Origin of the sequence: Haloterrigena salifodinae (assembly GCF_003977755.1) — an archaeon.
GTDB lineage: Archaea > Halobacteriota > Halobacteria > Halobacteriales > Natrialbaceae > Haloterrigena > Haloterrigena salifodinae.
The window spans coordinates 1,155,061-1,180,445 of record NZ_RQWN01000002.1; the positions used below are offsets into that span (position 1 = coordinate 1,155,061).

Sequence of the window (25,385 nt, forward strand, 5' to 3'; positions counted from 1 at the left end):
AACTGCGCCAGGGGAGCATGGGTGGTTCATGCACTCGACTTGTAATCGAGACTCCCGGGGTTCAAATCCCCGCCCTGGCTTGCTGACGCGAACAAATTCGTGAGCGTCAGCAGCGAGCCGGGATTTGAATGAGACCGAGGTTCTGCGAACGAAGTGAGCAGGTTCTCGGCCGTGGTCCAAATCCCCTCCCTGGCTTGAATCCTTAGGCTCAAATCCGCTACCGACAGATATCGATACTTCCAGAATTAACGGAGATTCCGGCAGATCCCCTCTCGAGCAACGAGAATCGCCCGCGACGGGGACGACTCACGACTCGAAACGCTCCGGACTATTATTACGGACTCGCCGATACTGGATACTGTCCGGGTCGCATCTCCCTGAGAACGCCAGATCTCACATCCACTCCCAAGTTGCCTTCGACTCGGACACCCCGGTACCGGCACGTAGTGTCACCCGAAACGCCGACGGAAGTCGGCGTCGGAACTCCCCTTTCGACCGGTGGCGTGTCGATCAAAATCGACTATTGATAGCGAAGCGATTCCGATCGGCAGCGACCGGTGTGGTCGTTTCGAATGTCTCGAGTCGAACGGTAGTCGTCGGCAACGGCGGACTCCCCATCCCGCCACTCGAGTATTCGACTACCGCAAATTAAGCCTACTGGCCGGCTAGTCCCACGTTGGACCGGGTTTCGGACGATTCGGAGCGCTCCGAGTGACATCGCAGCCGGCCGATCGTTCGCAGCCGTTGCCGACGCGTTCGGAGACGGGCGCTCAACAGCGTCTGGTGACCCGCTCGTTCACGACTGGGTCGCCGGCCGGCCCGTCCGCCTCGACCGGCTGCTCGAGGTGATAGATCGTCACCGACTCGAGGTCTCGATCCGACGCTGCGCAGACGTACCCCGCTGCCGGCTCGTACTGCGACTCGCCGGCGTACCGCATATCGACGCCGTACCGGTGCCAGAGCGTCGTCGGGTACGTCTCGGCGGCGTCCGGCGGCGGATCGAACGCGACTGCGCCGCCGTCGACCGCGTCGATCGTCTCGCCCGACTCGAGGGTCGCCTCGATCGCGTACCAGCTCGAGGTGTCCGGCGGGTTCGGCGCGAAGAACGACCAGCTCACGTCCGAGAGTTCGCCGTCCAGATCCGGCGTCGAATCCTCGGCGATTCCGAGACTCGCCACCTGCCAGCAGAGTATCGCGACGAATACGCCAGCGAGCAACGCGGTGCTCCCGACTCGGACACCCCGCCGGACGCGGGGGAGGCGTGGCCTCGAGCCGGGCAGTAGCGGTCCGGTTTCTCCGATTCGATTCACCCGAATCGAGGACGGGAACCGCTGCCGGACGCTCGGAGCGACGGGAGCTGTAATCTCCTCGAGCCGGTGCCAGACCGGTGCCGGGAAGAACAGGAGCAGGCCGGCGATCATGACGAACGGGAACGCGCCCAGACGCATCGTCGCGGCCATCCCGAGGTGCGCGCAGACGAACGCGGCGGCGAGTGCGGTCCGCGGCCGCCCGGTGTACAGAAGCAGGAACGGCGAGACGGAGAGCATGGCGACCCAGAGCCAGTTGATCGCGGTGAGCACCGTCCCGAACTCGGCGAGGGACGGCCCGAGCAACACGATGTACTCCTCGAGATGGAAGATCCGGGGTACCGCCGTCCCGGACAGCCACGCCTCGCTCTGGAACTTGTGGACCGCGCTCGCCGCGTAGATGGTCACGAAGTGGACACAGAGAATTGCCGTCTCGAGCGAGTAGACGGGGCGCTCGTCGTCGCTCCGCCGGCGGTCACCGAGCGACCAGCGCGCGTCGAGCGGCAGGAACAGGCCCAGAAACAGGAACGTGAGCAGGATGGTGTCGCCGCCGTTGACCACGTGCGGGTTCCGGGCGAACAGGGAGGCCAGCAGGACCAGAGAGAGCCCCAGCGAGAGCTTTGTCCGGTAGCCGACGAGGAGACACGCGGCGGCGACGCCGGCGATCGCGAACAGCATCCCTTGTACCCACGCCGCGCCGGAGACCGCGTGGAGCGACGCGGCCGCAAACGTGGGATAGACGTCGGCGAGCGCCGAGCGCGGGAAGACGCCGCCGTCGGTGTAGAACGGTACTAGCCCCGGCACCCGGAGGAACGCCAGATCGGCGAGTAGGAGCACTCCCAGCACGATCCGAAACGCACCGAGCGCTCGCGGATCGATGCCCAGACGCGGTCTCGCGACCGCGTGGAGTCGCTCGAGGGTCGCGCGGGATCGACCGGTCGGTTTCGGGTCCTGTTGTGACGAACTCATCGGCGAGTGACGTCCGGCAGATTCGATCGCTAGTATAAGTGCTTTGTAGTGTCACTTCTTCCGTCACATTGTGCCGCTATTGGAATAGTCTGAGAGCGAATGAGACGAGGACTCTCGAGACGGACGAAAGCCGCAGCGACGACCTGCTGAGCGAACCTACTGGATAGACTCGACTCGAGAGACCGGAGCCGTCACTCGCCGGTGGTCCGGCAGGTACCGATTCGAGTGCCTGAAAAAGTCGGCCGGCGAAAGCCGACGGTGGAACGATGATAACCGAGGACGAGGGAACTGTCTCAGAGTCGGAACCCCCCTACTGGCAACGACTAGGTGTTCCTCCCTCGTCATTAGCGTGAACGTCCCAGATAGTGATAGCTCCATTGCCAAACTGTGTAGGTAGTGGCACGACGGGACGTCGACTCGAGCCCGTTACCGACCGATTCGATCCAGAACGCGACCGAATCGTCACCGCCGCTCTCTCGGCCCAAACGGTAGTGTCCCGCGGCCGGTCACTCGGGTCGTTTCGCGGTCCGCGCCTCGCCCGATACGGCATCGACGTGGACGTGAACGGTATCGGTCGCCGTCTCGAGGGGGACGATCCAGGAGGCGCTGGTTCGATGGGGGTCCTCGAGGACGGTGATTTCCGCCGGGTCGAGCGAGCCGTCTTCCTCGGCGAGCGCCTCGCGGGCGATCCGGGTCGCCTCGTCGGCGTCGTCGATCCGGACGTTTTCGGTGAGGCGAACGGTCACGACCGGCGCGTCGGCCATCCGAACGACGCGCTCGGTGACGCTCCCGACTAGCACGCGGTCGAGGCCGGTCCGGCCCTGGGTCCCCATGACGATCATGTCGACGTCGTGTTCGTCGGCGTACTCGAGGATTTCCTCGTGGGGAACGCCCTGCTCGACCGCCGTCACGACCTCGACGCCCTTACGGGTGGCCTCCCGCTCGACGCGCGCGACGGCGCGGTCGGCGGCGGCGATCGCCGTATCACTCTGTAGCGTCCCGAGGGGCCCCTCTGGAACGACCGACAGCGCGTGGATGGTCGCCCCGAACTGCTGTGCGATGGCCATTCCGTGGTCGATCGATTGGCGGGTCCCGTCGCTCCCGTCCGTCGGAATGAGCACGTCCTGATACATGGTATCGGACGTTAGGAATCCGGACGTATATAGCCTCGAGTCCCGCTCTAGGGGACTCGCGTCGCCGTTCCGGTGCCTAGCTATTTATCGATCGATGTGGTGACACCCACCGAGCATGGTACCTGTTACCGACCTACAAGAGATGTACGAGGCCATGGTGACGGCGCGCCAGTACGAGGAGCGCCTTCAGGAGGAGTACCTCGAGGGGAAGCAACCGGCGTTCGACATCTCCGCCGGGCCGATTCCCGGCGAGTTACACCTCGCCGCGGGCCACGAGGCATCGGGCGCGGGCGTCTGCCAGCATCTGCGCGACGACGACACGGTGACGGCGCCGCACCGACCCCATCACATCGCCGTCGCAAAGGGCGTCGATCTGAAGCGGATGACCGCCGAAATTTTCGGCCGCGAGACGGGCCTGAGCAAGGGGAAGGGCGGTCACATGCACCTCTTCGATCCAGACGTCAACTTCGCGTGCAGCGGGATCATCGCCGAGGGCTGCCCGCCCGCGGTCGGCGCCGGACTGGCCGCGAAGAAACGAAATACCGACAGCGTCGCGGTCGCGTTTCTCGGTGAGGGGGCGATCGATCAGGGCGCGTTCCTCGAGTCGCTCAATTTGGCTGCCGTCCAGAACCTTCCCGTGGTCTTCGTCGTCGAGGACAACGACTGGGCGATCAGCATGCCCAAAGATCGCGTCACCGACGTCAAGAACGGCGCGCGGCGCGCCGACGGCTTCGATATGCCGGGAACCCGCGTGGACGCCGACGACGCCGTCGCAGTCTACGAGGCCGCGCGGGAGGCGATCGGTCGCGCTCGAGACCGGAACGGACCGTCGCTGCTCGAGGTCCAGGTCCACCGACGCATGGGTCACTTCATGGGCGACCCCGAGGCCTACCGCTCCGACGAGGACAAGGCCGCGGCCGAGCGGCGGGACTCGATCGACCGCCTCGAGTCGGACCTGCGGGCCCACGACGTCGACGACGAGACGATCGACGAGTTGCGCTCGAGCGCTCGGGAGCGCGTCGAGGAGGCGATCGAGTGGGCGAAAGAGCAACCGGAGCCCGAACCGGCGGCCGCCCACGAAGACGTGTTCTCGAATCCGCCGTCGGGCGTGACGGACAGCGAACCGAACGTTGCGGAACCAGAGGCCGGAGGTGACGACTGATGGCACAACAGGAGCGAGATCCGGCGGAAGAACGGCAGACGGACCGATCGCTGACGATGAGCCGCGCGATGGTCGAGGCCATCGCCCACGAAATGCGTGAGGACGACGAGGTCTTCTACATGGGCGAGGACGTCGCCGACTACGGCGGCATCTTCGACAGCACTGAGGGCCTGCTCGAGGAGTTCGGCCGCGACCGCATCATGGACGTCCCGATCAGCGAGACGGCCTACATTGGCGCCGCGGTAGGGGCGGCTCAGGCCGGGATGCGACCGATTGCCGAACTCATGTTCGTCGACTTCTTCGGCGTCGGGATGGATCAGATCTACAACCAGATGGCCAAGAACACCTACATGAGCGGCGGCTCCGTCAGCGTTCCGATGGTGCTGACGGCCGCCGTCGGCGGCACATACAACGACGCCGCCCAGCACTCCCAGGCCCTCTACGGGACGTTCGCCCACCTGCCGGGGATGAAGGTCGTCGTCCCGTCGACCGCCTACGACGCGAAGGGGCTGATGCACAACGCCATCCGTGACGACGATCCGGTCGTCTATCTCTTCCACAAGCGGCTCATGGGCATCGGCTGGCTGCCGGCGCCAGACGGCCCGAAGACGCCCGTTCCGGAAGACGACTACACGATTCCCTTCGGCAGCGCCGACGTCAAGCGCGAGGGAACGGACGTGACCGTCGTCACGCTCGGCCTGCACGTCCACCGCGCGCTCGAGGCCGCCGACGACCTCGCGGACGACGGGATTGACGCCGAAGTGATCGACCTCCGAACGCTGGTGCCGCTTGACACCGAGACCGTCCGCGACTCGGTCGCGAAGACCGGCCGCCTCGTCGTAGTCGACGAGGACTACCGCTCGTTCGGCGTCACCGGCGAGATCGTCGCGCGGGTGGCCGAGGACGGACTCGCCGACCTCGAGGCCGTCGAGCGGGTGGCCGTCCCGGACGTCCCGCTTCCCTACGCACGGCCGATGGAGAACGAGGTCATCCCGGATGCCGAGGACATCACGGATGCCGTCCGCGCGGCCCGCGGTGACGAATGAGTTCGGATGACGACCGCGTCGCCGTCGACACCGGCGACGTCTGGCCCGAGGACACCGACGAGGACGAGGGCGTCGTCGTCAACTGGTTCCTGAGCGAAGGGGCCGGCGTCGAGGCGGGCGACGCCCTCTGTGAGTTCCAGGTCGAGAAGGTCAGCGTCGACGTTCCGGCGCCGACAGACGGCACGATCGACGAGATCGTCCTCGAGGAAGACGACGAGTTCGAGCGCGGGGCCGTCCTCGCCTGGATCGCCCCGGCGTAGCGGCGGCCGCGCTCGAGTCCTCTCGATAACTGATTTCCGATGCCACCCACCGATACAGCATCCGACGGGAGCGACGAACGGGAGACCGAGACGAACGGCGACGGCGAACGGGACCGAAACGGCGGAGCGGACCGCGACGACGGGTCGGGAAGCGACGAGACCCCGAATACCGACGAAACGGACCAAACCGTCCGCGAGGAGCGATCGCTCTCCCCGATGCGGCGGACGATCGCGAACCGCCTGCAGGACAGCTATCGGAACGCCGTCCACGTGACAGCCAGCCGAGAGGTCGGCGCCGAGGCGCTGTTCCGTGCGGTCGAGACCGCGAACGACCGCCTCGAGGCGGACATCTCGCTGGTCGACGTCGTGCTGGCCGCGCTCTCGGCAACGCTCGCGGACCATCCGGCGTTCAACGCGACGTTCGAAGACAGAACCCACCGCACGTACGAAGAGCACAACGTCGGCGTCGCGGTCGATATCGAGGCGGGGCTGGTGGCGCCGGTCCTGCGCGATGTCGGCTCGAAGTCCCTCGCCGAGATCGCGACCGAACGACGACGGCTGACGGAAACCGTTCAGTCTGGCGCGTACACGATGGACGACCTCCGGGGCGGGACGTTCACCGTCACGAACCTCGGCGTCCTCGGCGTCGACTCGTTCACGCCGGTCATCAACCCGCCGGAGGTCGCGATCCTCGGGATCGGACGGACGCGGGAACGGGCCTGCCGCGGCGACGACGGTCTCGAGTTTCGCCGCGAGTTGACCTACGATCTGAGCTTCGACCACCGGATCGTCGACGGCGCGGACGCGGCTCGGTTCCTCGGGACGCTCGCGGACTACACCGAGGGTGCCGAACGGTTCGCGCCCGACGGCTGACCCGACTCAGCGGGGTCCGCTCCTGTTCCCGGTACGGTTAGAAACCCAACAGGAATATATATTCAGAGAGACTATCGTGAAATATGCGCGACCGATATCGCAACGGACTGGCGGTAGTCGACGCCAGTCTGGACGTGTTTCGCGCCCGCCCTGGGCTCGCAATCCTCCCGCTGTTGAGCCTCATCGCCGTCGGCAGTGCGTACGCGGCCGTCGGCGTCGCGATCCTCCACTACGGCCTGCTCGGCGCGGTATTCACGAACGATCTCGTCAGGTACGGCGCCATGTTCGCCGGCCTCGCGATTTCCTCGAGCGTCGGCGTCTTCTTCAACGCCGCGGTGGTCCACTGCGCGTCGCGGCAGTTCGACGGCAAGGAGACGTCGGCCCGCGACGGGCTCGCGGCCGCGTGGGACGCCCGCCGGGAGATCGCGAAGTGGAGCCTCGTCTCCGCGACGATCGGGACCCTCCTCTACGTAGCCGAAGACAACGCCCCCGGCGTCGGCACGCTCACCCGATCGATCCTCAATCTCGGATGGGGGTTGCTGACGTTTTTCGTCGTCCCAGTGATCGTCACAGACCGAACGGGCTCGCTTCGGTCGGAACTCCGGAAGAGCGGCGACGCGTTCGCCCGAACGTGGGGCGAGTCGATCACCGCAGCGTTCGGGATCGGCCTGGCGCTGTTCCCGGTCACGCTGGCCGGGATCTGCATGCTCGTCGTCGCCTACGTCTCGGCGACGGGACTCACCGCGTACGGACTCGGCGCGCTCGGCGGCCTCCTTGTCGTCGCGACCCTCGTCGTCACGCAGGTACTGGGCATGATCGTCCGAACGGCGCTCTACCGGTACGCGACCGACGGCGAGTGCGTGGGCCCGCTCGCGGAACTTGACCCGGAGGAGGTTTTCGTCGACGACTGACCCGCTCGAGTCGGTCGGTCGCAGTCACCCTTCGTACGGATCAGCAGGCGACCTGACTCACGCTCGAGAACGACCGGTCGCAGTCGACGAACCGGAACGACTCGCTAACGCTGACTGTATTGATTGGGTGAGTGGTTACCGTCGGAAAGGATCCCTCCGGTGTATCTTTGACAATCTTTTTTACGGTACACGAAAACGTATCGCACGGAGCATGACAAATCTTGTCACTAACGTCGCGGCCGCCGTCGAGGACCACGGCGAGAACACCGCGATCGGGTTTCAGGGCTCGGAAACGAGCTACGAGGAGTTCTGGGGGCAGACCGGAGCGTTCGCCACCGCACTCGAGGAACGGGGGCTGGGTGCCGACGATCGGGTCGCGCTCTATCTGCCGAACGTACCGCCGTTTCTGATCTCGTTCCACGGGACGTTGCGGGCCGGCGGAGTCGTCGTCCCGATGAACCCGCAGTACAAGGCCCGTGAAATCAGCCATCTGCTCGCCGACAGCGGGGCAAAGGTCGTCGTCGCACTCGCCGATCTCGTTCCCTTCGTCACGGAGGTCCAAGACGAGACCGATGTCGAACACGTGGTCAGCGTCGGCGGCGACGCGGACGGTGCCACCGAGTTCGAGGCGTTCCTCGAGCCGGGTGATCCCGGTATCGCCAAGCGCGACGACGACGACGACGCCGTCCAGCCGTACACCTCCGGGACGACGGGCCAGCCAAAGGGCGTCCAGCTCACCCACGAAAATCTCGCATCGAACGCGAACGCAGCGTCGAAACTCATCCCCGACGGAATCCGGCCGGACGACAAATCACTCGGCGTGTTACCGCTGTTCCACATCTACGGGATGACCGTCGTCATGAACGCGTCGCTGTTCAACGGCGGTGCGTACTACCCAATGGCCTCGTGGGATGCACAGGAGGCCGTCTCGTTGATCGAAGACGAGGAGATGACGATCATGCACGGCGTACCGGCGATGTACAACGACGTTATCAATCAGCCGAACGCCGAGGAGTTCGACATGTCCTCGCTGAGACTCTGTGGCGTCGGCGGCTCCGGGATCCCGGTTGAGGTCCTGCGCCGGTTCGAGGAGCTCTACGAGCCGAAGATCTACGAAGGATACGGCCTGACCGAGACCAGCCCGATCACTCACTTCAACAGCCCGATCGAAGGCCGTCGAGTTGGCAGCATCGGGAAGACCGTCCCCGGCGTCGACTCGAAAGTGGTCGACGACGACTTCGGAGAGGTCCCACCGGTCGAAACGGGTCCCGTCGACGAGGAGGAGGCCGACCTCCACGAGATCACCGGCGAGATCGTCGTCGCCGGCCCGAACGTGATGAAGGGCTACTACGGCCTGCCCGAGGCCAACGAGGAGGCCTTCACTGAGGAGGGCGGCCGTCGCTGGTTCCATACCGGCGACGTCGGCTACCGCGACGAGGACGGCTTCTTCTACGTCGTCGATCGCGAGAAGCACATGATCGTCACCGGGGGCTACAACGTCTACCCGCGGGAGGTCGAGGAACTCCTCTTCGAGCACGAGGACGTCGCCGACGCCGCCGTCGCGGGCATTCCCGACGAACGTCGCGGCGAGACCGTCAAGGCGTTCATCGTACCGACGCCCGACGGCGACGTGACCGAGGACGAGATCAAGGAGTACTGTCTGACCAACCTCGCGGAGTACAAACACCCCCGCGAGGTCGAGTTCGTCGAGGAACTGCCCCGGACAACCACGGGCAAGGTCCAGAAGTTCAAGCTCCGCGAGCAGGACGAAGAGGAGGAGGCGGAGGCCGAATAATGGCGCTGGGCGAAGCGGTCCACCTCGAGATCGAGGCCGACGGCCCCGCGACGATCACGCTCGACCAACCGGATCGGCGCAACGCCCTCTCGGAGGCGATCAGCACCGGTATCTCCGAAGCGCTCGACGAGATCGAGGGTAGCGACGCTCGAATCGTCCGTATCGAGGGCTCGGGCGGCTCGTTTTCGGCCGGCGGCGACATCGAGCGCATGGTCGAGGGAATCGAAAACGACGTCCCTGCCGACGAGCGGGTGCGCAGGCTCGAGCGCTCGACGAACGCGCTCATCGGGCGAGTGGCGAAGTTCCCGATTCCGACGGTCGCGGTGATCGACGGCCCCGCCGTCGGCGCCGGCGCGAACCTCGCGATCGCCTGCGACGTGCAACTGGCCAGCGAAACGGCCGTCTTCGGCTTCGTCTTCCGGCAGGTCGGGCTGAGCATCGACGCCGGCACGTCCTACCTGCTGCCCCGCATCGTCGGTGAGAACGTCGCCAAGGAACTCGTGTTGACCGGCGACATCATCGACGCCGGCCGCGCCGAAGAAATCGGCCTCGTTAATCACGTCTACGGCGCCGAGGAGTTCGACGAGCGGGTCGACGAGTTCGTCGAGAAGGTCGTCTCCGGCCCGCCGGTCGCGCTTCGACACGCCAATCGGCTGGTGGGCGAAGGGCTCGATAAATCGCTCGAGCAGGCGCTGACCGACGAGGCGACGGCCCAGGGGATCGTCTTCGACACCGCGGATCACGAGGAGGGCGTCGACGCCTTCCTCGAGGACCGCGAGCCGTCGTTCGACGGCCGGTAGCGGCCGAATTCGTTCTCCGACTCGAGCGATACTCCCGTCTCCGTTCGCGACCGTCGCTTAGCGATCCGGCTCGGTCCGAGCGGTCCCGCCGCCGACCGGAATCAACGTCGAGACCCGTGCGTTTTCCTTGATCTGCAGGCCGCCGTCGGCGACGGTCAGCGGGATCAGCGGTAGGTGCGACGCGACCAGCATCGAGGGGTGGGAGCTGCCCCGAGCCAGCAGTTCGTTGCGCGGCTGGAGCTGGACCGGCTCCTCGAGGTCGGTCAGGAACTCGTTGTGCTGGAGGACGTACTGGCCACCCTCGAGATCCCACCAGCCGTACTCGTCGTCCGGATCGCGAAGATCGGTGGGCACCGGCTCGAGGTCGGCGTCCTCGAGTTCGTCGCCGCCGAAATCCAGTCGCCCGGGCGCGGCGACCTCGTAGATTGCGCTGACGGTCAGATCGATGCCGTGCTCGTGGACCTGTGCGGGTTCGTATACGAGGTTGTCGACGACCTCGGCGAGCGGATGCTCAGCGGACATTTCGGTCGGAGTGATGGTTTCCCAGCGCAAAAAACGTGTCCTCGTCCCATCGAATATCGTCGGTGCGTCGAGCGCCGGCGGAGCCAGCGGACTCGAACGCTGACCGAGGTACCCTCGCCGTCGATTCGGATCACGACTGGCGGCTCGCTATCAACCACAGTGACTTTCCGATATTCTTTCCAAAACGAATACACCTAAAAGTTAGGCCGTCAACAGTAGGGCCGATGGTACACCTCGAGCGGATTCGGATTCGGCCGGTCGCGTCCCTCGATGCGATCTCGGTTTCGGAACGGACGCTCATCGACCGCGGACCGGCGTGGGAGCGGCGGTATACGATCGTCGAGCGAACGCCGGGAAGCGACGCCCGACCCGCGCCGGTCACCGCGGAACGCGAACCCCGACTCCGCAGGCTCGAGACGACGTACGACCTCGAGCGAGAGACGGTGACGGTCCGCGAACGAGGAAGCGACGAGACCGCGACCTTCCACCTCAACCTCGATCGGGAGTGTTTCGCCTCGTGGCTCTCGGAGTACCTCGGCTACCCAGTCGAGATCGTTCGCACCGGCGAGAGCGGCGGCCCGGACGCCGCAGTTCCGTCGGGACCGACGGTCGTCAGCGTCGAGACGCTCGAGACGGTCGCCGAGTGGTACGACGAGATCGACGCCGACGAACTCTGTCGTCGCGTCCAGCCGACGCTCGTCATCGGCGGCGCCCCGCCGTTCTGGGAGGACCGACTCTACGGGCGGGCCGACCGGATCGTTCCCGTCGAGGTCGGGTCGACGACGCTGTACGGGACCGCGCCGTCGCAACTGTGCGGCGTCTCGGCGCGCGACCCTGAAACCGGCGCGCAAACCGACGGGTTTCGGGAGACGTTCGTCAAGCGCCGCCGCGCGACGCTACCTGACTGGGCGACCGCGGTGCGGTTCGACCACTACTTCCGGCTGTTGTCCGAAACGCGAGTCCCGCAGGCGTCGGTGGGGACGACGCTCTCGGTCGACGAGCCGGTCACCGTCAGGGAGCCCGTCCCATCCCCGACGCCGGCTGACTGACTCGAGCGACGACGGCCGACGCGTTGTTGCCCGTCGATCGGCGTAGCGAGCGAAACTGCCGTTTGTCGGCCGAACGCGCCGAGACGCGTCCGCACTCGATTTTCACATCTGGTATTCGGAGCCAAAGCTCAAAGAGGGCGCTCTGATTTGCCGGTGTCATGGGAACGGGTCTCGATATCGGACCGGGAGCGCTCAGGGTGGCCGCGGAACCGGCCGGGGACGCGATCGAATCGGTACCGCCGGTCGTCGTTCCAGTCGACGACGCCGCGGCGAGCGATCTGACGGATGACGGACTGTCCGTGGAGCGAGAGGGAACGACCTACGCAGTCGGCGAGACAGCCGAGGCGGTCGCCGACGCGACCGGCACGGCGCCCGAGTCGCTGTTTTCCAACGGTGTCTTGGCGGTCGACGGCTACGCAGAATCGGCTCTCGAGGCGCTGCTCGAGGACGCGCTCGGGAACGGCGCGAGCGACGGGCGACTCTGCTATACGACGCCGGGGACGCTGGTCGGCGCCACGGAGCCGACCGCGGCCCACCGGGAGATTGTCGAGTCGATCGTCGCCGAGCACGCGGCCGATATCACGCCGATCAGCAGGGGATTCGCCGTCGTCTACGACCAGCTGGCCGAGGACAACTACACCGGGCTCGGCATCTGCATCGGGCCGCAGACGACCGACGTCGCGCTGGCCTACTACGGCGTGCCCGCGTTGGCGTTCTCGCTCGCGAAGGGCAGCGAGTGGATCGTCGAGCGAGCGGCGGCCGATACCGGCCGCGAGCCGGCGGAGATCGCGGCCGTCCGCGAGGAGTTCGCGCTCGATCCCGACGCCGCGTCGGGCGAGGTCGAGAGCGCGCTCGCGCAGGCCCACGACGCGCTGATCGGCGACCTCGCCGACGCAATCGCGGCCGAGGCCGACGAGAACGACGTGCAACAGGGGCTGGCCGTCCCGATCGCAGTCGCCGGCGACGGCGCGATCGAGGGCCTCGAGTTCCTGCTTGGCGGGCGGTTCGACGCGGCGGCGCTCCCGTTCTCGGTTCGCGGGGTGCGGCTGGCCGACGACCCCGCCGGGAGCGCCGCCCGCGGTGCGCTCGCGGCGGCCGAAGACAACGTCGACGCCTACGAGGACGTCACCTGGTCGACGGCCGAAACCAATGGGGACGGCGACGAGTCGAACGGGGCTTCGGCCGGCGCCGACGCGAGCAGATCGACGACGCTCACCTTCGACGGCGATCTGGGCGGCGGGGCCGGCGTGGACCGCGACCCCGCTGACGACGCCATCGAGCAGCTGTTCGACCGGCTCGCCGACCGCGACGAGGAGATCGAATCGGTCCGAACCGACCTCGAGTCGGCGTTCGATGACATCGCGTACGTCGAGGAGCGGACGGCCGAGGTCGAGACGGTCGCGGAGCTCGACGAGCGCCTCGAGGCGTTCGCCAACGACCTGCGCGACCTCGAAGCCGAGAGCGAGACGCACGCGAGCGACGAAACGGTCGACGAACTGGGGGACGATCTCGAGGCGCTCTCGACGGCCTTCGAGGACTTAGAGACCGACGTCGACGGCCTCGCGACCGAGCTGGAAGCCGACCTCGAGGCGGTCGAATCCGGGTTGGCGGACGATATCGACGAGTTGGAAGCCGAGCTAGCGGATGACCTCGACGAACTGGAGTCCGGACTCGAGACCGACCTCGAGACGCTGTCGGAGACGGCGGCAGACGAACGTGCGGCCCTCGAGGAGCGAATCGAGGAGCTCGCCGACGATCTCGAGGGGGTTTCGGACAGAACGAACTCGCTGGACGAGCGACTCGAGACGATCCGAACGGGCCTAGAGCGGCTCGAGTCGGAGACCGCGTCCGCGGCCGACCTCGAGGACGCGATCGCGACGATCGATCGCCTGGACGAGACGCTCGCGGCGATCGACGAGGACGTCGACCGGATCGACGATCGTCTCGCTGCTCTGGACGACGGCCTCGAGGAGCAGGCGACCCGGATCGACGGCGTTGATAATCGACTCGACGATGTTGACGACCGGCTCGCTGACCACGTCGAACAAACTGATGACGACCTCGAGGAATTCGCGGCAGATATCGAGGCCGTTGAGGCGACGGTCGACGACGAACTGGCTGCCGTCGACGCCGATCTCGAGGACGTGGCAGCGACGATCGAGGACGAAATCGACGCGCTCGAGGGTGAACTCGAGTCGGTCGACGACCGGATCAGCGACGCCGATGGCCGGATCAGCGATGTCGACGACCGGCTTGAGGACGTGATCGATGACGTCGACGATCGAATTCAGGGCATCGACGATCGGCTCGAGGCGACCGACGACCGCGTCGGGACGGTGGCCGACGACGTCACCGACGCCCGCGAGACGCTGGGTGCCCGAGCCGACGATCTGGAGGCGCGCCTGGAGAGCGCTCGGGAGACGATCGGGGACGTCGAGGCGACGGCGGCCGGCGACGAACGGGTCGACGCCGTCGAAGACGACCTCGAAGAACTCGAAGACAGTGTCACGAGCGTCTCGGAGCGACTCGAGGACCTCGCGGAGCGGACGGCGCTCGAGGATGCGGTCACCGACCTCGCGACCGACCTCGACGCCGCCGAGAGCGAACTCGCCGATCTCGGCGAGAAGTTCGACTTGCTCGAAGTGGAGGTCGACGACCGGTTCGAGGCGACGACCGCCGAATTCGAAACGACGGCGACCGAACTCGAGGCGCGACTCGACGACCGGACGGACGACGTCGAGACGAGACTCGAGGACGCAGTCGGATCGATCGAAGACGATTTCGCGACGCTCGAGTCGCGCCTCGATCGCCTCGACGAAGCGGCTCCGGAGGATGACGCGGTCGCCGAACTGTCCGATTCGCTCGCGGAGACGCGGGAGACGGTCGAATCGGCGACCGCGGAGGTCGACGCCCTCGGAGACGACCTCGACGCGCTCGAGACGACGCTGACGGAGCGAATCGACTCGGTCGAGACGGAACTCGACGACATCGCGTCCGACCTCCGATCGACGGTGGCTGAAGAGACCGACGCGCTCGCGGACCGTCTCGAGCGGGTCGACGATCGCTCGGCGACCGTCGAGAGCCGACTCGAGGACGTTACCGAAACCGTCGACGCCGACGTCGAACGAATCTCGGCGCGCGTCTCGGAATTCGACGACCGCCTCGAGTCCCTCGACGAGACGGCCGCGTCCGCGGACGCCGTCGCGACGCTCGAGGAGTCGATCGACGCCGTCGAGGGAGAGCTCGAAACGCTTCGGGCGGCGTCCGACGAAACGCGCGAGGCGATCGACGCCCTCGAGGCCGACCGCGAGGCGGCGCTGGAGGACGTCGCGGATCGCGTCGACGATCTCGAGGGCCAGACCGACGCGCTTGCGAGCCGAGTCGATCGACTCGACGACCGCTCGACGCGAGTCGACGACCTGGCCGACCGCGCGGACGAACTCGATGACCGGACGAGCGAGCACGGGTCGCGGCTCGATCGACAGGCCGATTCGCTCGCGGCCCACGACGACCGCCTTGAGTCGGTCGCGAGCGAGGTCGACGACCTCGCAGCAGCCCTCGACGCGACGCCAGACGAGACGGTCCTCGAGTCGACGGACGATCGACTGGACGCGCTCGCGGATCAGGTGGACGGACTCGAGTCGGCGCTCGACGATGTGGAGTCGTCGACGGCCCGCGGAGAGCGACTCGAGGCGCTACAGACGGACGTCGCCGAGTTGCGAGAGCGCGTCGAGACGGAAGCGCAATCCCACGAACGGGACGAGTCGTCCGGAACGGCGGAGACGGTCGTTCCGATCGCTGCCGGCGGTGGCGGCGCCGGCGTCGTCGCCGGCGGCTCGCTCGCGCTCGCGGGCGACGGGACGATCGGCGCCGTCGCCGTCGTGTTCGGCGTCGTCCTGATCGCCGGCGCTATCGCGGCGAGTCGGTAAGGAGATCGTTGCGGGTCGCTCGCACAGTCGCTCCTTCTCGGAGATTCTCGCGTTCGCGGAGCCGGCGCTACGCGTACGGAGCTGCGGGAAAACGGCGCCGTCGGTCGTCACGAGGGCTGCGACCGGTTACTCGCGGATCGGGTCGACGTTTCGCATCTCGCCCCCGCACCGCCGACAGGTGCTGACGAGCGCGTCGGCGACCGTCTCGCGGTGCCCGCACGCCACACACTCGTACTCGAGCTGCTCGGCTACTGTCATATGCTAACGTTTGTGATGAATCGTGTTAACTCTTTCCACGGTAAATAGTATCGATGAACGTCATCGAACGCGACTACTCGAGCAGCCAGAGCACGGCACCGAGCGCCGTGGCGGCGGCGACCGACACCGCGAGGAGACCGAACGCGGGCCGGAAGCCGGCGACTTCCGAGAGCGTGCCGACGATCGCGGGGGCGATCGCCCCGGCCGCCATCAGCAGCGTCCGGACGACGCCGAGCCCGCCGCCGGCGACGTCGTCGGGGATCGCCGACATCAGGTAAGCCCCCCTGACGGGCCGGAAGCCGTGGGAGCCGATCCCGACCGCGACGAGTGCCGCGCCGAGAACCAGTGGCCCGGCCGTCCCGGTCAAGACGATGAGAGCGGTCAGGGAGACCGACGCGATCCCGAGCGTGCCGACGATGAGCGGGAGTCGTCCGACCCGGTCGCTGAGATCGCCGGTGACGAGTTGGACGAGGCTCGCGAGGAAGAGGGCGCTGTAGAGCAGGCTCGCCGTCGCGTCAGTCAGCCCCGCCTCCTGCGTGAGATACAGCGGGGCGAACGCGACGAACCCGTTGTAGGTAAACGAGAACAGCACCGTCAGCAGCGCGAACACCGCGAACCGCGGGTCCCGAAGGAGCGTCGTGTACTGTCCGATGCCGCCGGCCGAGACGGCGGCCGTAGCGGCGTCGCTCGCGGAGTCGTTCGGGAGGCGTCGCGGAACGCGTACCCGAAACGCCGCGCCGAGTCCGAGGCCGAGCAGCCCGGCGCCCAGGAAGAGCAGCCGCCAGCTATCGCCCAACGGGAACGAGACGCTCGCGACGGCGACGATCACGGCCGGCGCGACGACGCCCCCGAAGGCGCCGAACGTGTCGAGCACGCCGAGGGCGCGGCCCGTTCGCTCGGGGTAGGCCCGCGACAGCAGCCGAACGGCGACGGTCTTGTGTGCGCCGGTGCCGGCGCCCATGACGAGCATCGCGCCGACGAGGACGAGAAACGGCGAGTCGACGACCAGCGCGAGGGCGGCGACGGCCGCGACGACGACGCCCGCGGTGATAACGCCCACTGAGCCAAAACGATCCGCGAGCACGCCGGAGGGAAACTGCATGGCCGCGTAGACGAGCATCAGACCGGTGTAGGCGGTCCCGAGAACCGCGTTCGAGACGCCGTAACTCGCCCCAAACGAGTCGAACAGCGGCGGGAAGGCGTAGCGAAGGAACTTCGCGAGAAACCAGATCGCCGCCGTCAGGACGAGGACGTCGTAGCCGCGGAGTCGGTCGACTGTCTCGCGAAGCGCCATATGGGTCTATCGGGGATATCCGAACGAACGACGAATACCCACCGATTTCGCCACCGCGATCGAAACGGGGACGAACGGTGTATCAGTGACTGCGGCGGGGCCGGTCGACGGCGATCGCGACCGATCTCGGGCGGTCTCGTAGTCGGTCGCCGTTCGTAGTCAGTCGTCTCGGAGGCGATCGTCGCCGCGCTGTGCTCGCCCTCGAGTCGTCTCGGGTTAGCCCGCTTATCGCTGACCCCAGCGTCGAATATCACCGGAGCGTCGCAACTGCGTTATTCCTGCGCTTACTGAGCGATTGGACGAACGTCTACTGATAGCGTCCTCGAGCCATCGATCGACGCGCCGGTATCCATCTGACTGTACCAGATCACATGACCTGTTCGGTCGAAACCTGCTACCGACGCAACCGTGAATAATCGGACGAACGAGAAATATCGCGGTCGCCCGAGCGTAGGGCGCCGTCGCGTCGGTCCGCCGCAGTAGCTTACGCGTGTCTGTGCCGACGCGGCCCTAACGGCCGCCTCATCAGTCGAAGTCCGGGAGGTCCTCCGGCGGTTCGTACTCGGCCTCCCAGTCGATGTACTCCTCCTTGAGGATCACCGAGACGATCTGGCCGAACTCGGTTAGTTCGGCGTTGATCGAGGAGACCGTCCCCCATGTATCGAGGCCCGGGTGGTACTCCCGCGCCTGCCAGTCCTCGGGGATGCCGGGCGCGTGATAGCCGACTCTGTCGGCGAAGTCGTCCCAGAAGAAGTCGAATCCGGCGAAGAGATCCATCTCGCGGGCGATCTCGTACTCCCGTTCCTCGAGGTCGGTGTCCTCGCACCACTCCTCGAACGCTTCCTCCCAGGCGCCCGTCTCGAGGAACTCCTGGAGTTCCTCGCGCCGATAGTCGACGTCTCCGTCGGCGCTGATCGTCGCGTCCTCGTACTCGTTCGGGTCGACGAAGTTCAGTTCCGGCGGCTCAGGCGGTTCGACCTCGAGTGTCATGACCGGACGTAGGAGGGGTTCGCGGATAAGAATTCCCACCTCCGGTCGCGAGGCGGCGATCGGACGTCACCCGTCCCGTTCCCGATCGATCGCGAACGGCACCTGCGCGTACGCAATCGCGTTTCGCAGGAGTTTGTCGACGGTCGTGTACTCGTCGACCGCGTGTGCCGTCCCCGTTCCGGTCGCGAACTCGACCGTCGGGACGCCGGCGTCCCGAAAAACCTGGGCGTCGCCTCCGCCCGTCGCGAACCGTCGATAGACCGGCGTCGGAACGACGTCCTCGACGACGTCGGTCGTCGCGCGGACGATTGCGGACTCCGGATCCGTATACGACCCCGCCGTCCACGCGATGTCCGTGATTGTCGCGGCCTCCCGGTCCTCGAGGCAGTCGCGAATTCTCGAGACGATCGCCTCGGGATTGACCGTCGGGAGCACGCGGACGTCGAGGTCGGCCCGAGCGCTCGAGGGGACGGTGTTGACCGCGTCGCCCCCGCTGAACCGACCGAGGTTGACGGTCGGCGAGTGGAACAGCGCTCTGGCGGACGCCTCGTCCAGATAGCAGGCGTAGTAGGCGACGCTCTCGGCGAGGATCTCGTCGTCGATTCCGTCCGTCGGCACGTCTAACTCGCGGAGGCGTCGGCGACAGGTCCGTAGGATCTCGTAGAGTCCGTCGATCGCGTTCTCGCCGAGCACCGGCCGCGAGCCGTGGGCGGCCCGGCCCTCGTACTCGATCGTCGGCCAGACGTAGCCCCGGTCGCCGACCGCGACCGAGTTGACGTCGGTCCGCCCGGTGGCCTCGCCGACGATACAGGCGTCGGGATCCAGCCGATCGGCGGCGAACCGATCGGCCAGCCCGATATCGCCCCAGACCTCCTCGTCGCTCACGAGGGCGAACTGCAGGGTCACCGGCGGTTCGGTGTCGGTACGAGCGTATGCGCGGGCGACCTGAATCATCGCCCCGATCGCGCCCTTCATATCGTTCGTCCCGCGGCCGTACAGGCGATCGCCGTCGATCTCGCCGAGCGGATCGCGGTCCCACTCCGCGGCGGTGAACGGCACCGTATCGACGTGCCCGTTGTACAGCAGGGTGAACTCGTCGGCACCGGGCAGCGTCGCGACGACGTTCGGTTTCATCGGGTCGACGCCGAACCGGTCGCAGTCGAATCCCAGCGACTCGAACTCGTCGATCAATCGGTCGACGAGTTCCCGCGTGTTCCCGGGCGGGTTCCGGGTGTCCGCCGCCACGATTTCGCGGGTGGTCTCGAGGAGTTCCCGCGGATTGTCCCGGAGATACGTCCGTACCGACTCGGGCGAGTTCCGATCGCCGTCCATACCCGAGCCACGGTCGCCGGACGGCTAAACCCTCGGCCTCGAGTCACTCCCAGTCGTAGCCGAACTCCTCGCTCCCCCGGTGGATGTAATCGTTCTCGAGCACTTCGCTGACCGTCCGCGCGAGGTCGTCCAACTCCTCTTCGACGGTTTCGACGGTGTCGGCGTCGAACTCCTCGTGACCGTCAAATTGATCCTCGGGGATCGACGGAACGCGGTAGCCGACGTCCTCGGCGGCCTGATTCCAGTAGAAGTCGAGTTCGTCGAGCAGGCCCGCCTCGCGGACGGCTCGGAACTCCGCGTCAGTCAGGTAGGTGCGGTCGGCCCAGTCGTCGAACGCGTCCTCCCAGGCGCCGGCCCGTAAGAACCCCTCGAGTTCGCCGCGCCGCACGTCGTCTCCGATCCGTTCCTCGGGTTCGTCGACGGCGTCGTAGTCGCCCGGATCCGACGACCCGCGGAGCGCGGGCGGGTCGGGAACCTCGGTGTCGAGTGCCATACGTGAGGTTCGTCCGGGAGGAGGATGTGCGTTTTCCCGGCGAGGGACCGGTCTCCGCTTCGACGGGGGTCAATTCGAGAGCGACGAGGCGATAGACCGGACAGCGACTGCGGTCGACTACGCTCTCGCCGTTTCGATCCCCACAGTTATTTCGAACGACACCCAACTGTCACGTATGGGCAGCGAAAGCGGCGGCCGAAGCTACACGCTGACGGAAATCTTCGCCATCAAGTTCGTCCTGGCCGACGTGCTGATCATCGCCGCCTTGCTACTGGCGGGGCCGCTGTGGGCGCTCGGCCTCACCGCGCTGTTCGTGGCCAGCACGTTCCTCATCTGGTATCTCACCCGTCGCAGCGAGCGAGCCGACGCCCACCGTGCGGCCGAGCGGGAGTGGGACGCCGCGGAGGCCGCATCCGAACGCACGGCGGATGCGAGCGACCCCGTCACGAGACTGCAGGAGCGGTACGCCGACGGCGAACTCTCCGAAGCGGAGTTCGAGGCGAAACTGGATCGGCTGATCGAGTCCAACGAGCGGGCCGACGCCGCCGGACTCGAGACCGAGGAACTCGAACTCGAGCGGTCGCAGTAACAGCTGAAACGACTCGCGCCGATCGCACAGCCGACGCGCAATCGGGTGTGCAACGACTCGCAGCGGCCACTCTTGGTCCCAAACACTCAATCGGCGCCCCGCCGTAGCCCCGGCCGATGACCGACTACGAGGCGGCGATCCTCGACGTCGACGGCACGATCGTCCGCGGTGAGGAGTTGCTCCCGAACGCCACCAACGGCCTCCGCGACCTCGAGGACGCCGGCGTCGATCGACTCCTGTTCTCGAACAACCCGACGCGCGGCAGCGATCACTACGGGGCGAAACTCGAGCCCCACGGGATCGACGTCGATCCGGCGACCGTCCTCACCTCGGCGACGGTCTCGGCGGAGTACCTCGCGACGACCCATCCCGATGCGACGGTCTACCTCGTCGGCAGCGATCGGCTCCGGGCCATCCTCGAGGAGGCGACCGTCGGATTGACCGACGACCCCGACGCCGCGGATGTCGTCCTGGGCTCGTTCGACGAGGAGTTCACCTTCGGCACGCTCTGGGAGTCGCTGCGAGCCCTCGAAGGCGACGTCCCCTTCTACGGGACCGATCCGGACGCGACGATCCCGATCGACGACGGCGAGATTCCCGGCTCCGGGGCGATCCTCGCTGCGATGGAGGCCGTCGCGGGCCGGGAGCCCGACGCGATCCTCGGGAAACCCTCGTCGGTCGCCGCGGCGGCGGCGATGGACCGCCTGAACGCCGCTCCCGACCGGACGCTGGTCGTCGGCGACCGCCTCAACACGGACATCGCGTTGGGAGAGCGAGCCGGCATGACGACGGCGCTCGTGTTGACCGGCGTGACCGACCGAGCCGATGTCGAGTCGTCCGAGATCCAGCCCGATCACGTCCTCGAGTCGCTGGCTGACGTCGCGACGCTGCTGTAGCGCTCCGCTCGGCGATCGCCGAGGCCCGCCGGCGAAGGATCGGTGACACGATCTCGAGTCGGTCCCGATCGGAATCGGACGGGCGTTCCTGCAACTCGTGTGCTCGAGAGACATATTTATGGGTAACAGTCACGAACCGCTATCTATGAAGGAACGAATCAAGCGCGTCTTGCTCCGAGCTCGGTACGCCGCGATCGGCGCGGCCGTCGGCGCCGCGATCGGCTCCGTCTTCAGTCGAAACGCCGCGAGTACCGGCGGTGCGATCGGCGCGATGACCGGTGCGACCATCGCTGACACCCGCGAGACGGCAACGGCCGTCCTCGAAGAGGCCAGAGAACAGGACTTCGTGCCGCTGTCGGAAGACGCCGATAGCGACTCGAACTGAACTAGCTCCGTTTTCGCCGCGCGACCGAATCGACGGATCGCTCGGGCTCGGTTCCGAACGGCGGTCAGTCGGTAGTGTCTGCCGTCAACTTCCCATGCGGTCTCGAGCGATGGTAACCGGAGACGGACACCCCGGTCGCGGATGTAGGTCGGCGCCGCGCCGCCGGAGCCGCTCGGAATCGATCGATCGCTGACGCGGTCCGAGTCGACGGTCGTCCCGGCTGCTCTGTATTCGATCAGCGGTCGCCGTCGCCCTCGAGTGCCGCCTGCCGTAGTGCTACTTCCTGTTCGCTGTCGGCGGTCAGCTCGGGCACCGCCGTCGGGTTCTTCTCGTCGTCGATCGCGACGTAGACGAAGTAGGATTCGGTCGTCATCTCCCGCTCCCGCGTCCGCAGGTCCTCGCGCTCGGCGACCAGCCGGACCTTTACACTCGAGGTGCCCGCGTCGTAGACGTAGGCCGTGATGTAGGCGGTGTCGCCGACGTGGATCGGCCGCTCGAAGTTCATTTGGTTGACGCGGGCCGTCACGCAGGTTTCGCCGGCGAACAGCATCGCGGACATGGCGCCAACCTCGTCCATCCATTTCATGACGGTGCCGCCGTGGGCCGTATCGAGCATGTTGGCGTGGTTGGGCTGGACCATCTCGCGATTCTCGACGAGCGTCTCGATGAGATCGGTCATCGGTTGTTCGTTCGGGACGAGCACAAACACTCTTGTCGTCGCTTCGGCCCGCAATACCGCGGCGGTTCGTCGTGGGAAATAATTATATGCAATAAGTAAGAAATCGGAATTATTATTTCCTCCGGCTTCGATACTGGTAAAAGTCGTCGCCGAGTTGACTCGCTAATGAGCGATGCAGGCGACGCCGACGTGCCGGCACCCCCCGATCCACCGGGTGACGAACCGGGCTCCGTCACCGTCCTCGGGACGGCCCACGTCTCGCAGTCGAGCGTCGACGAGGTCCACGAAACGATCGATCAGGAGCAACCAGACGTCGTCGCCGTGGAACTGGACGAGAACCGGTACCGCCAGATGCAGGGCGGCGCGCCGGACGACATCGAGGCGGGCGACCTCCTCTCGGGGAACACCGTCTTCCAGTTTCTGGCCTACTGGATGCTTTCCTACGTCCAGTCGCGGCTCGGCGACCAGTTCGACATCGAACCCGGCGCGGACATGCGCGCCGCCATCGAGTCCGCCGAACGCAACGGGAGCGGCGTCGCGCTGGTCGACCGGGACATCCAGGTGACGATCCAGCGGTTCTGGCGCGGGCTCTCGATCACCGAGAAGCTGAAGATGGTCGGCGGGCTCGCGCTGGGGGTCACCGATCCCCGGACCATCGGGCTCTCCTTCGGCGCCATCGGCGGCGCCCTCGTCGGACTCCTCTTCGGGGCATTCCTCGCCCCGTTGTTGGGGCTGGGTGACACCCTGTTGCTCGGTATCAGCGGCTCGACGACGCTGGCGTCCGCCGGTGCCGTCACCGCCGGGGCCTTCGGCGGCGCCCTCGTCGGACTTCTCTTTCTCCCCTCGCTCGAGTCGATCGGGAGATCGAACGGCGTTGCTGGCGGGTTCACGATACGGATCCTCGCTGGAATGGGACTCGGAATCGCGGCCTGTCTCGCGCTCGTCGCGGCGGAGGTGTCCGTCGGGCCGTTCTCCGTCGGGACCTTCGAGAGCCTCGGCACCTACGCGATCCGCGGGACAGCCGGCATGCTCGCCGGCCTCGGCATCGGCGTCCTCGTCGGCGCGGTCGTCGGGCTCCTCCTCGACGGCATCAGCGGCGACGTCGACGAGATCGACGAGGTCGACATCGAGGAGATGACCGACGGCGACGTCGTTGCGGCGATGATGGAGGAGTTCCGCCAGTTCAGCCCGCGCGGGGCCAACGCCCTGATCGACGAACGCGACGCCTACATCGCTACCCACCTCCACCGGCTTCGCCAGCAGGGGTACGACGTACTCGCCGTCGTCGGCGCCGGACACAAGGCCGGCATCGAGCGCCACCTCCAGAACCCCTCGGAGATCCCGTCCCTCGAGTCGCTGTCGGGGACGACCTCGAGCAGCCGGTTCTCGCCGCTGAAGATCGTCGGCTACCTGCTGACGCTCGGCTTCGTCGCCTTCTTCTTCCTCCTGGTCATGGCCGGCGTTCAGGACACATTCCTGCTTCAGCTGTTCGGAGCGTGGTTCCTGATTAACGGAATCTTCGCGTTCACGCTCGCCCGCCTCGCTGGCGCGCGCTGGATCAGCGCGGGCGTCGGCGGGGCCGTCGCCTGGCTGACGAGCATCAACCCGCTGCTGGCGCCGGGCTGGTTCGCCGGCTACGTCGAACTCAAATACCGACCGGTCAACGTCCGGGACATCCAGACGCTAAACGAGATCATCGACGACACCGAGCGCCCGATCGAGGAGGCCTTCGCCGACATGTTCGAGGTGCCGCTGTTCCGGCTCATCATGATCGTCGCGCTGACCAACATCGGAAGCATGATCGCGAGCTTCCTGTTCGTGGTTGGCGTGTTGCCGTGGCTGGCGCCCGAAATCGGTGGGATCAACGCCCTGTTCAACGAGCTCTTCCGCGGGGCCGAGAACACGCTCGAGCTGCTCCGAGGGCTGTTGACATGAGCGTCCGCGCGCGGTCGCGGTCGGAGCCGGAGCTGACCTTCAGCGACCGGGAGCTGATCGATCTCGCCGTCGCGTGGGTGACGCTGTCGGTCGCGTTCTCGCTGATATTCGCGCCGATCCAGAACGGCGCCGACGTCGGCTACTTCCTCGGGATGGTCGGGTTCAGTCTCGTCACCGTCGGGGTCGCCTTCCTGTTACACGAGCTCGCACACAAGGTCGTCGCGATCGAACACGGCCAGATCGCCGAGTTCCGAGCGGACTACCAGATGCTGTTTCTGGCTCTCATGGGCGCGCTCGTCGGCTTCCTCTTCGCCGCCCCTGGTGCCGTCTACCACCGCGGCCGGATCACCCAACGGGAGAACGCGATGATCGCCCTCGCCGGGCCCGTCACCAACCACCTGCTCGCGATCATGTTCCTGCCGCTGATGCTCATGCCGGCCCCGCTCGGGACCATCGGCCAGATGGGCGTCTGGATCAACCTCGTGCTGGCCGCGTTCAACATGATCCCCTTCGGTCCGCTGGACGGCAAATCGGTCTACGACTGGCACAAGGGCGTGTTCGCGCTCGTGTTCGTCCCGAGCGCTCTGCTTGCGGGGTACGTGGTCCTGTTCGTCAACCCGTTCTGACGGCGGTCGGCAGTCCGGACTGCGACGATCCGCGTTTCTCTTTTCGATCGGTGACCGACGTCCCCCGCTGTACACAGACAAATGACCGACTGTTCCCACCAACGAACCTCTTACCAATTTATGTCTTTCGCTACTTTGTGATAGGAAGTAGT

At 66.6% G+C, this 25,385-nt stretch carries 23 protein-coding genes and 1 tRNA gene; 15 read left to right on the forward strand and 9 right to left on the reverse strand.

The window, feature by feature from the left end; genetic code table 11:
- The first annotated feature begins 6 nt into the window (after nucleotides 1-6).
- A tRNA-Thr gene (locus EH209_RS14300) sits at nucleotides 7-80 on the forward strand.
- Nucleotides 81-770: 690 nt separating this feature from the next.
- Here EH209_RS14300 and EH209_RS14305 read toward each other — a convergent pair.
- Both EH209_RS14305 and EH209_RS14310 read right to left on the reverse strand, forming a co-directional pair.
- Complete coding sequence (locus EH209_RS14305; protein ID WP_126663520.1) at nucleotides 771-2,276, reverse strand: HTTM domain-containing protein; 1,506 nt, start codon at nucleotides 2,274-2,276, stop codon at nucleotides 771-773.
- Between the two features lie 506 nt (nucleotides 2,277-2,782).
- A complete protein-coding gene (locus tag EH209_RS14310) occupies nucleotides 2,783-3,409 on the reverse strand; it encodes a universal stress protein (protein WP_126663521.1) in 627 nt (208 codons plus the stop codon).
- 142 nt (nucleotides 3,410-3,551) lie between these two features.
- Here EH209_RS14310 and EH209_RS14315 point away from each other — a divergent pair, with 142 nt between their 5' ends.
- From EH209_RS14315 to EH209_RS14345, 7 genes are all read left to right on the forward strand, one after another.
- Nucleotides 3,552-4,571, forward strand: coding sequence for a thiamine pyrophosphate-dependent dehydrogenase E1 component subunit alpha (locus tag EH209_RS14315; RefSeq protein WP_126663616.1), 1,020 nt, complete (start codon nucleotides 3,552-3,554; stop codon nucleotides 4,569-4,571).
- Nucleotides 4,571-5,617: an alpha-ketoacid dehydrogenase subunit beta gene (locus EH209_RS14320; RefSeq protein WP_126663522.1), complete on the forward strand. Its 1,047-nt coding sequence runs from the start codon at nucleotides 4,571-4,573 to the stop codon at nucleotides 5,615-5,617. Before EH209_RS14315 ends, EH209_RS14320 begins: the two co-directional genes overlap by 1 nt.
- Complete coding sequence (locus EH209_RS14325) at nucleotides 5,614-5,877, forward strand: lipoyl domain-containing protein (protein ID WP_126663523.1); 264 nt, start codon at nucleotides 5,614-5,616, stop codon at nucleotides 5,875-5,877. The genes EH209_RS14320 and EH209_RS14325 overlap by 4 nt, the downstream gene beginning before the upstream one ends.
- Before the next feature lie 39 nt (nucleotides 5,878-5,916).
- On the forward strand, nucleotides 5,917-6,750 hold the full coding sequence (locus EH209_RS14330) for a 2-oxo acid dehydrogenase subunit E2 (RefSeq protein WP_126663524.1): 834 nt from the start codon (nucleotides 5,917-5,919) through the stop codon (nucleotides 6,748-6,750).
- An 83-nt stretch (nucleotides 6,751-6,833) separates the two neighbouring features.
- A complete protein-coding gene (locus tag EH209_RS14335) occupies nucleotides 6,834-7,661 on the forward strand; it encodes a DUF6159 family protein (protein WP_126663525.1) in 828 nt (275 codons plus the stop codon).
- A gap of 211 nt (nucleotides 7,662-7,872) precedes the next feature.
- Nucleotides 7,873-9,456, forward strand: coding sequence for a long-chain-fatty-acid--CoA ligase (locus EH209_RS14340; RefSeq protein ID WP_126663526.1), 1,584 nt, complete (start codon nucleotides 7,873-7,875; stop codon nucleotides 9,454-9,456).
- Nucleotides 9,456-10,256 carry an enoyl-CoA hydratase-related protein gene (locus EH209_RS14345; protein WP_126663527.1) on the forward strand — a complete coding sequence of 267 codons (801 nt, stop codon included), beginning with the start codon at nucleotides 9,456-9,458 and terminating at the stop codon, nucleotides 10,254-10,256. The genes EH209_RS14340 and EH209_RS14345 overlap by 1 nt, the downstream gene beginning before the upstream one ends.
- A 57-nt stretch (nucleotides 10,257-10,313) precedes the next feature.
- Here EH209_RS14345 and EH209_RS14350 read toward each other — a convergent pair whose 3' ends face one another.
- Nucleotides 10,314-10,778, reverse strand: coding sequence for a dCTP deaminase (locus EH209_RS14350; RefSeq protein ID WP_126663528.1), 465 nt, complete (start codon nucleotides 10,776-10,778; stop codon nucleotides 10,314-10,316).
- Nucleotides 10,779-11,002: 224 nt separating this feature from the next.
- On the opposite strand from EH209_RS14350, the gene EH209_RS14355 reads away from it, so the two are divergent.
- Nucleotides 11,003-11,827 carry an MOSC domain-containing protein gene (locus EH209_RS14355; protein WP_126663529.1) on the forward strand — a complete coding sequence of 275 codons (825 nt, stop codon included), beginning with the start codon at nucleotides 11,003-11,005 and terminating at the stop codon, nucleotides 11,825-11,827.
- A 158-nt stretch (nucleotides 11,828-11,985) separates the two neighbouring features.
- Nucleotides 11,986-15,756, forward strand: coding sequence for an apolipoprotein A-IV repeat region-like domain-containing protein (locus tag EH209_RS14360; protein ID WP_126663530.1), 3,771 nt, complete (start codon nucleotides 11,986-11,988; stop codon nucleotides 15,754-15,756).
- Nucleotides 15,757-15,882: 126 nt separating this feature from the next.
- Here the strand turns inward: EH209_RS14360 and EH209_RS14365 are convergent, their stop codons facing one another.
- The 5 genes from EH209_RS14365 to EH209_RS14385 all read right to left on the reverse strand — a co-directional run bounded on the left by EH209_RS14365 (nucleotide 15,883) and on the right by EH209_RS14385 (nucleotide 20,123).
- Nucleotides 15,883-16,014 carry a rubrerythrin-like domain-containing protein gene (locus EH209_RS14365; RefSeq protein ID WP_008896873.1) on the reverse strand — a complete coding sequence of 44 codons (132 nt, stop codon included), beginning with the start codon at nucleotides 16,012-16,014 and terminating at the stop codon, nucleotides 15,883-15,885.
- 73 nt (nucleotides 16,015-16,087) lie between these two features.
- Nucleotides 16,088-17,308: an MFS transporter gene (locus EH209_RS14370; protein WP_126663531.1), complete on the reverse strand. Its 1,221-nt coding sequence runs from the start codon at nucleotides 17,306-17,308 to the stop codon at nucleotides 16,088-16,090.
- A gap of 525 nt (nucleotides 17,309-17,833) precedes the next feature.
- Nucleotides 17,834-18,298 (reverse strand): hypothetical protein, encoded by a 465-nt coding sequence (locus tag EH209_RS14375; RefSeq protein WP_126663532.1) that lies wholly within the window; start codon nucleotides 18,296-18,298, stop codon nucleotides 17,834-17,836.
- 66 nt (nucleotides 18,299-18,364) lie between these two features.
- Complete coding sequence (locus EH209_RS14380; protein WP_126663533.1) at nucleotides 18,365-19,630, reverse strand: M20 family metallopeptidase; 1,266 nt, start codon at nucleotides 19,628-19,630, stop codon at nucleotides 18,365-18,367.
- A gap of 43 nt (nucleotides 19,631-19,673) precedes the next feature.
- Complete coding sequence (locus EH209_RS14385; protein ID WP_126663534.1) at nucleotides 19,674-20,123, reverse strand: hypothetical protein; 450 nt, start codon at nucleotides 20,121-20,123, stop codon at nucleotides 19,674-19,676.
- 175 nt (nucleotides 20,124-20,298) lie between these two features.
- Between EH209_RS14385 and EH209_RS14390 the strand changes: the two genes are divergently transcribed.
- The 3 genes from EH209_RS14390 to EH209_RS14400 all read left to right on the forward strand — a co-directional run bounded on the left by EH209_RS14390 (nucleotide 20,299) and on the right by EH209_RS14400 (nucleotide 21,993).
- Nucleotides 20,299-20,712 (forward strand): SHOCT domain-containing protein, encoded by a 414-nt coding sequence (locus EH209_RS14390; protein WP_126663535.1) that lies wholly within the window; start codon nucleotides 20,299-20,301, stop codon nucleotides 20,710-20,712.
- 116 nt (nucleotides 20,713-20,828) lie between these two features.
- Entirely contained in the window at nucleotides 20,829-21,608 is a 780-nt protein-coding gene (locus EH209_RS14395; protein ID WP_126663536.1) for an HAD-IIA family hydrolase, read from the forward strand.
- A gap of 145 nt (nucleotides 21,609-21,753) precedes the next feature.
- Nucleotides 21,754-21,993, forward strand: a complete 240-nt coding sequence (locus tag EH209_RS14400) for a glycine zipper 2TM domain-containing protein (RefSeq protein WP_008896879.1) — start codon at nucleotides 21,754-21,756, stop codon at nucleotides 21,991-21,993.
- 235 nt (nucleotides 21,994-22,228) lie between these two features.
- Here EH209_RS14400 and EH209_RS14405 read toward each other — a convergent pair whose 3' ends face one another.
- Entirely contained in the window at nucleotides 22,229-22,672 is a 444-nt protein-coding gene (locus tag EH209_RS14405) for an acyl-CoA thioesterase (protein WP_126663537.1), read from the reverse strand.
- Between the two features lie 165 nt (nucleotides 22,673-22,837).
- Here EH209_RS14405 and EH209_RS14410 point away from each other — a divergent pair, with 165 nt between their 5' ends.
- Together EH209_RS14410 and EH209_RS14415 are read left to right on the forward strand one after the other, a co-directional pair.
- A complete protein-coding gene (locus EH209_RS14410; protein ID WP_126663538.1) occupies nucleotides 22,838-24,607 on the forward strand; it encodes a TraB/GumN family protein in 1,770 nt (589 codons plus the stop codon).
- Complete coding sequence (locus tag EH209_RS14415; RefSeq protein ID WP_126663539.1) at nucleotides 24,604-25,233, forward strand: metalloprotease; 630 nt, start codon at nucleotides 24,604-24,606, stop codon at nucleotides 25,231-25,233. The genes EH209_RS14410 and EH209_RS14415 overlap by 4 nt, the downstream gene beginning before the upstream one ends.
- Nucleotides 25,234-25,385 lie beyond the last annotated feature (152 nt).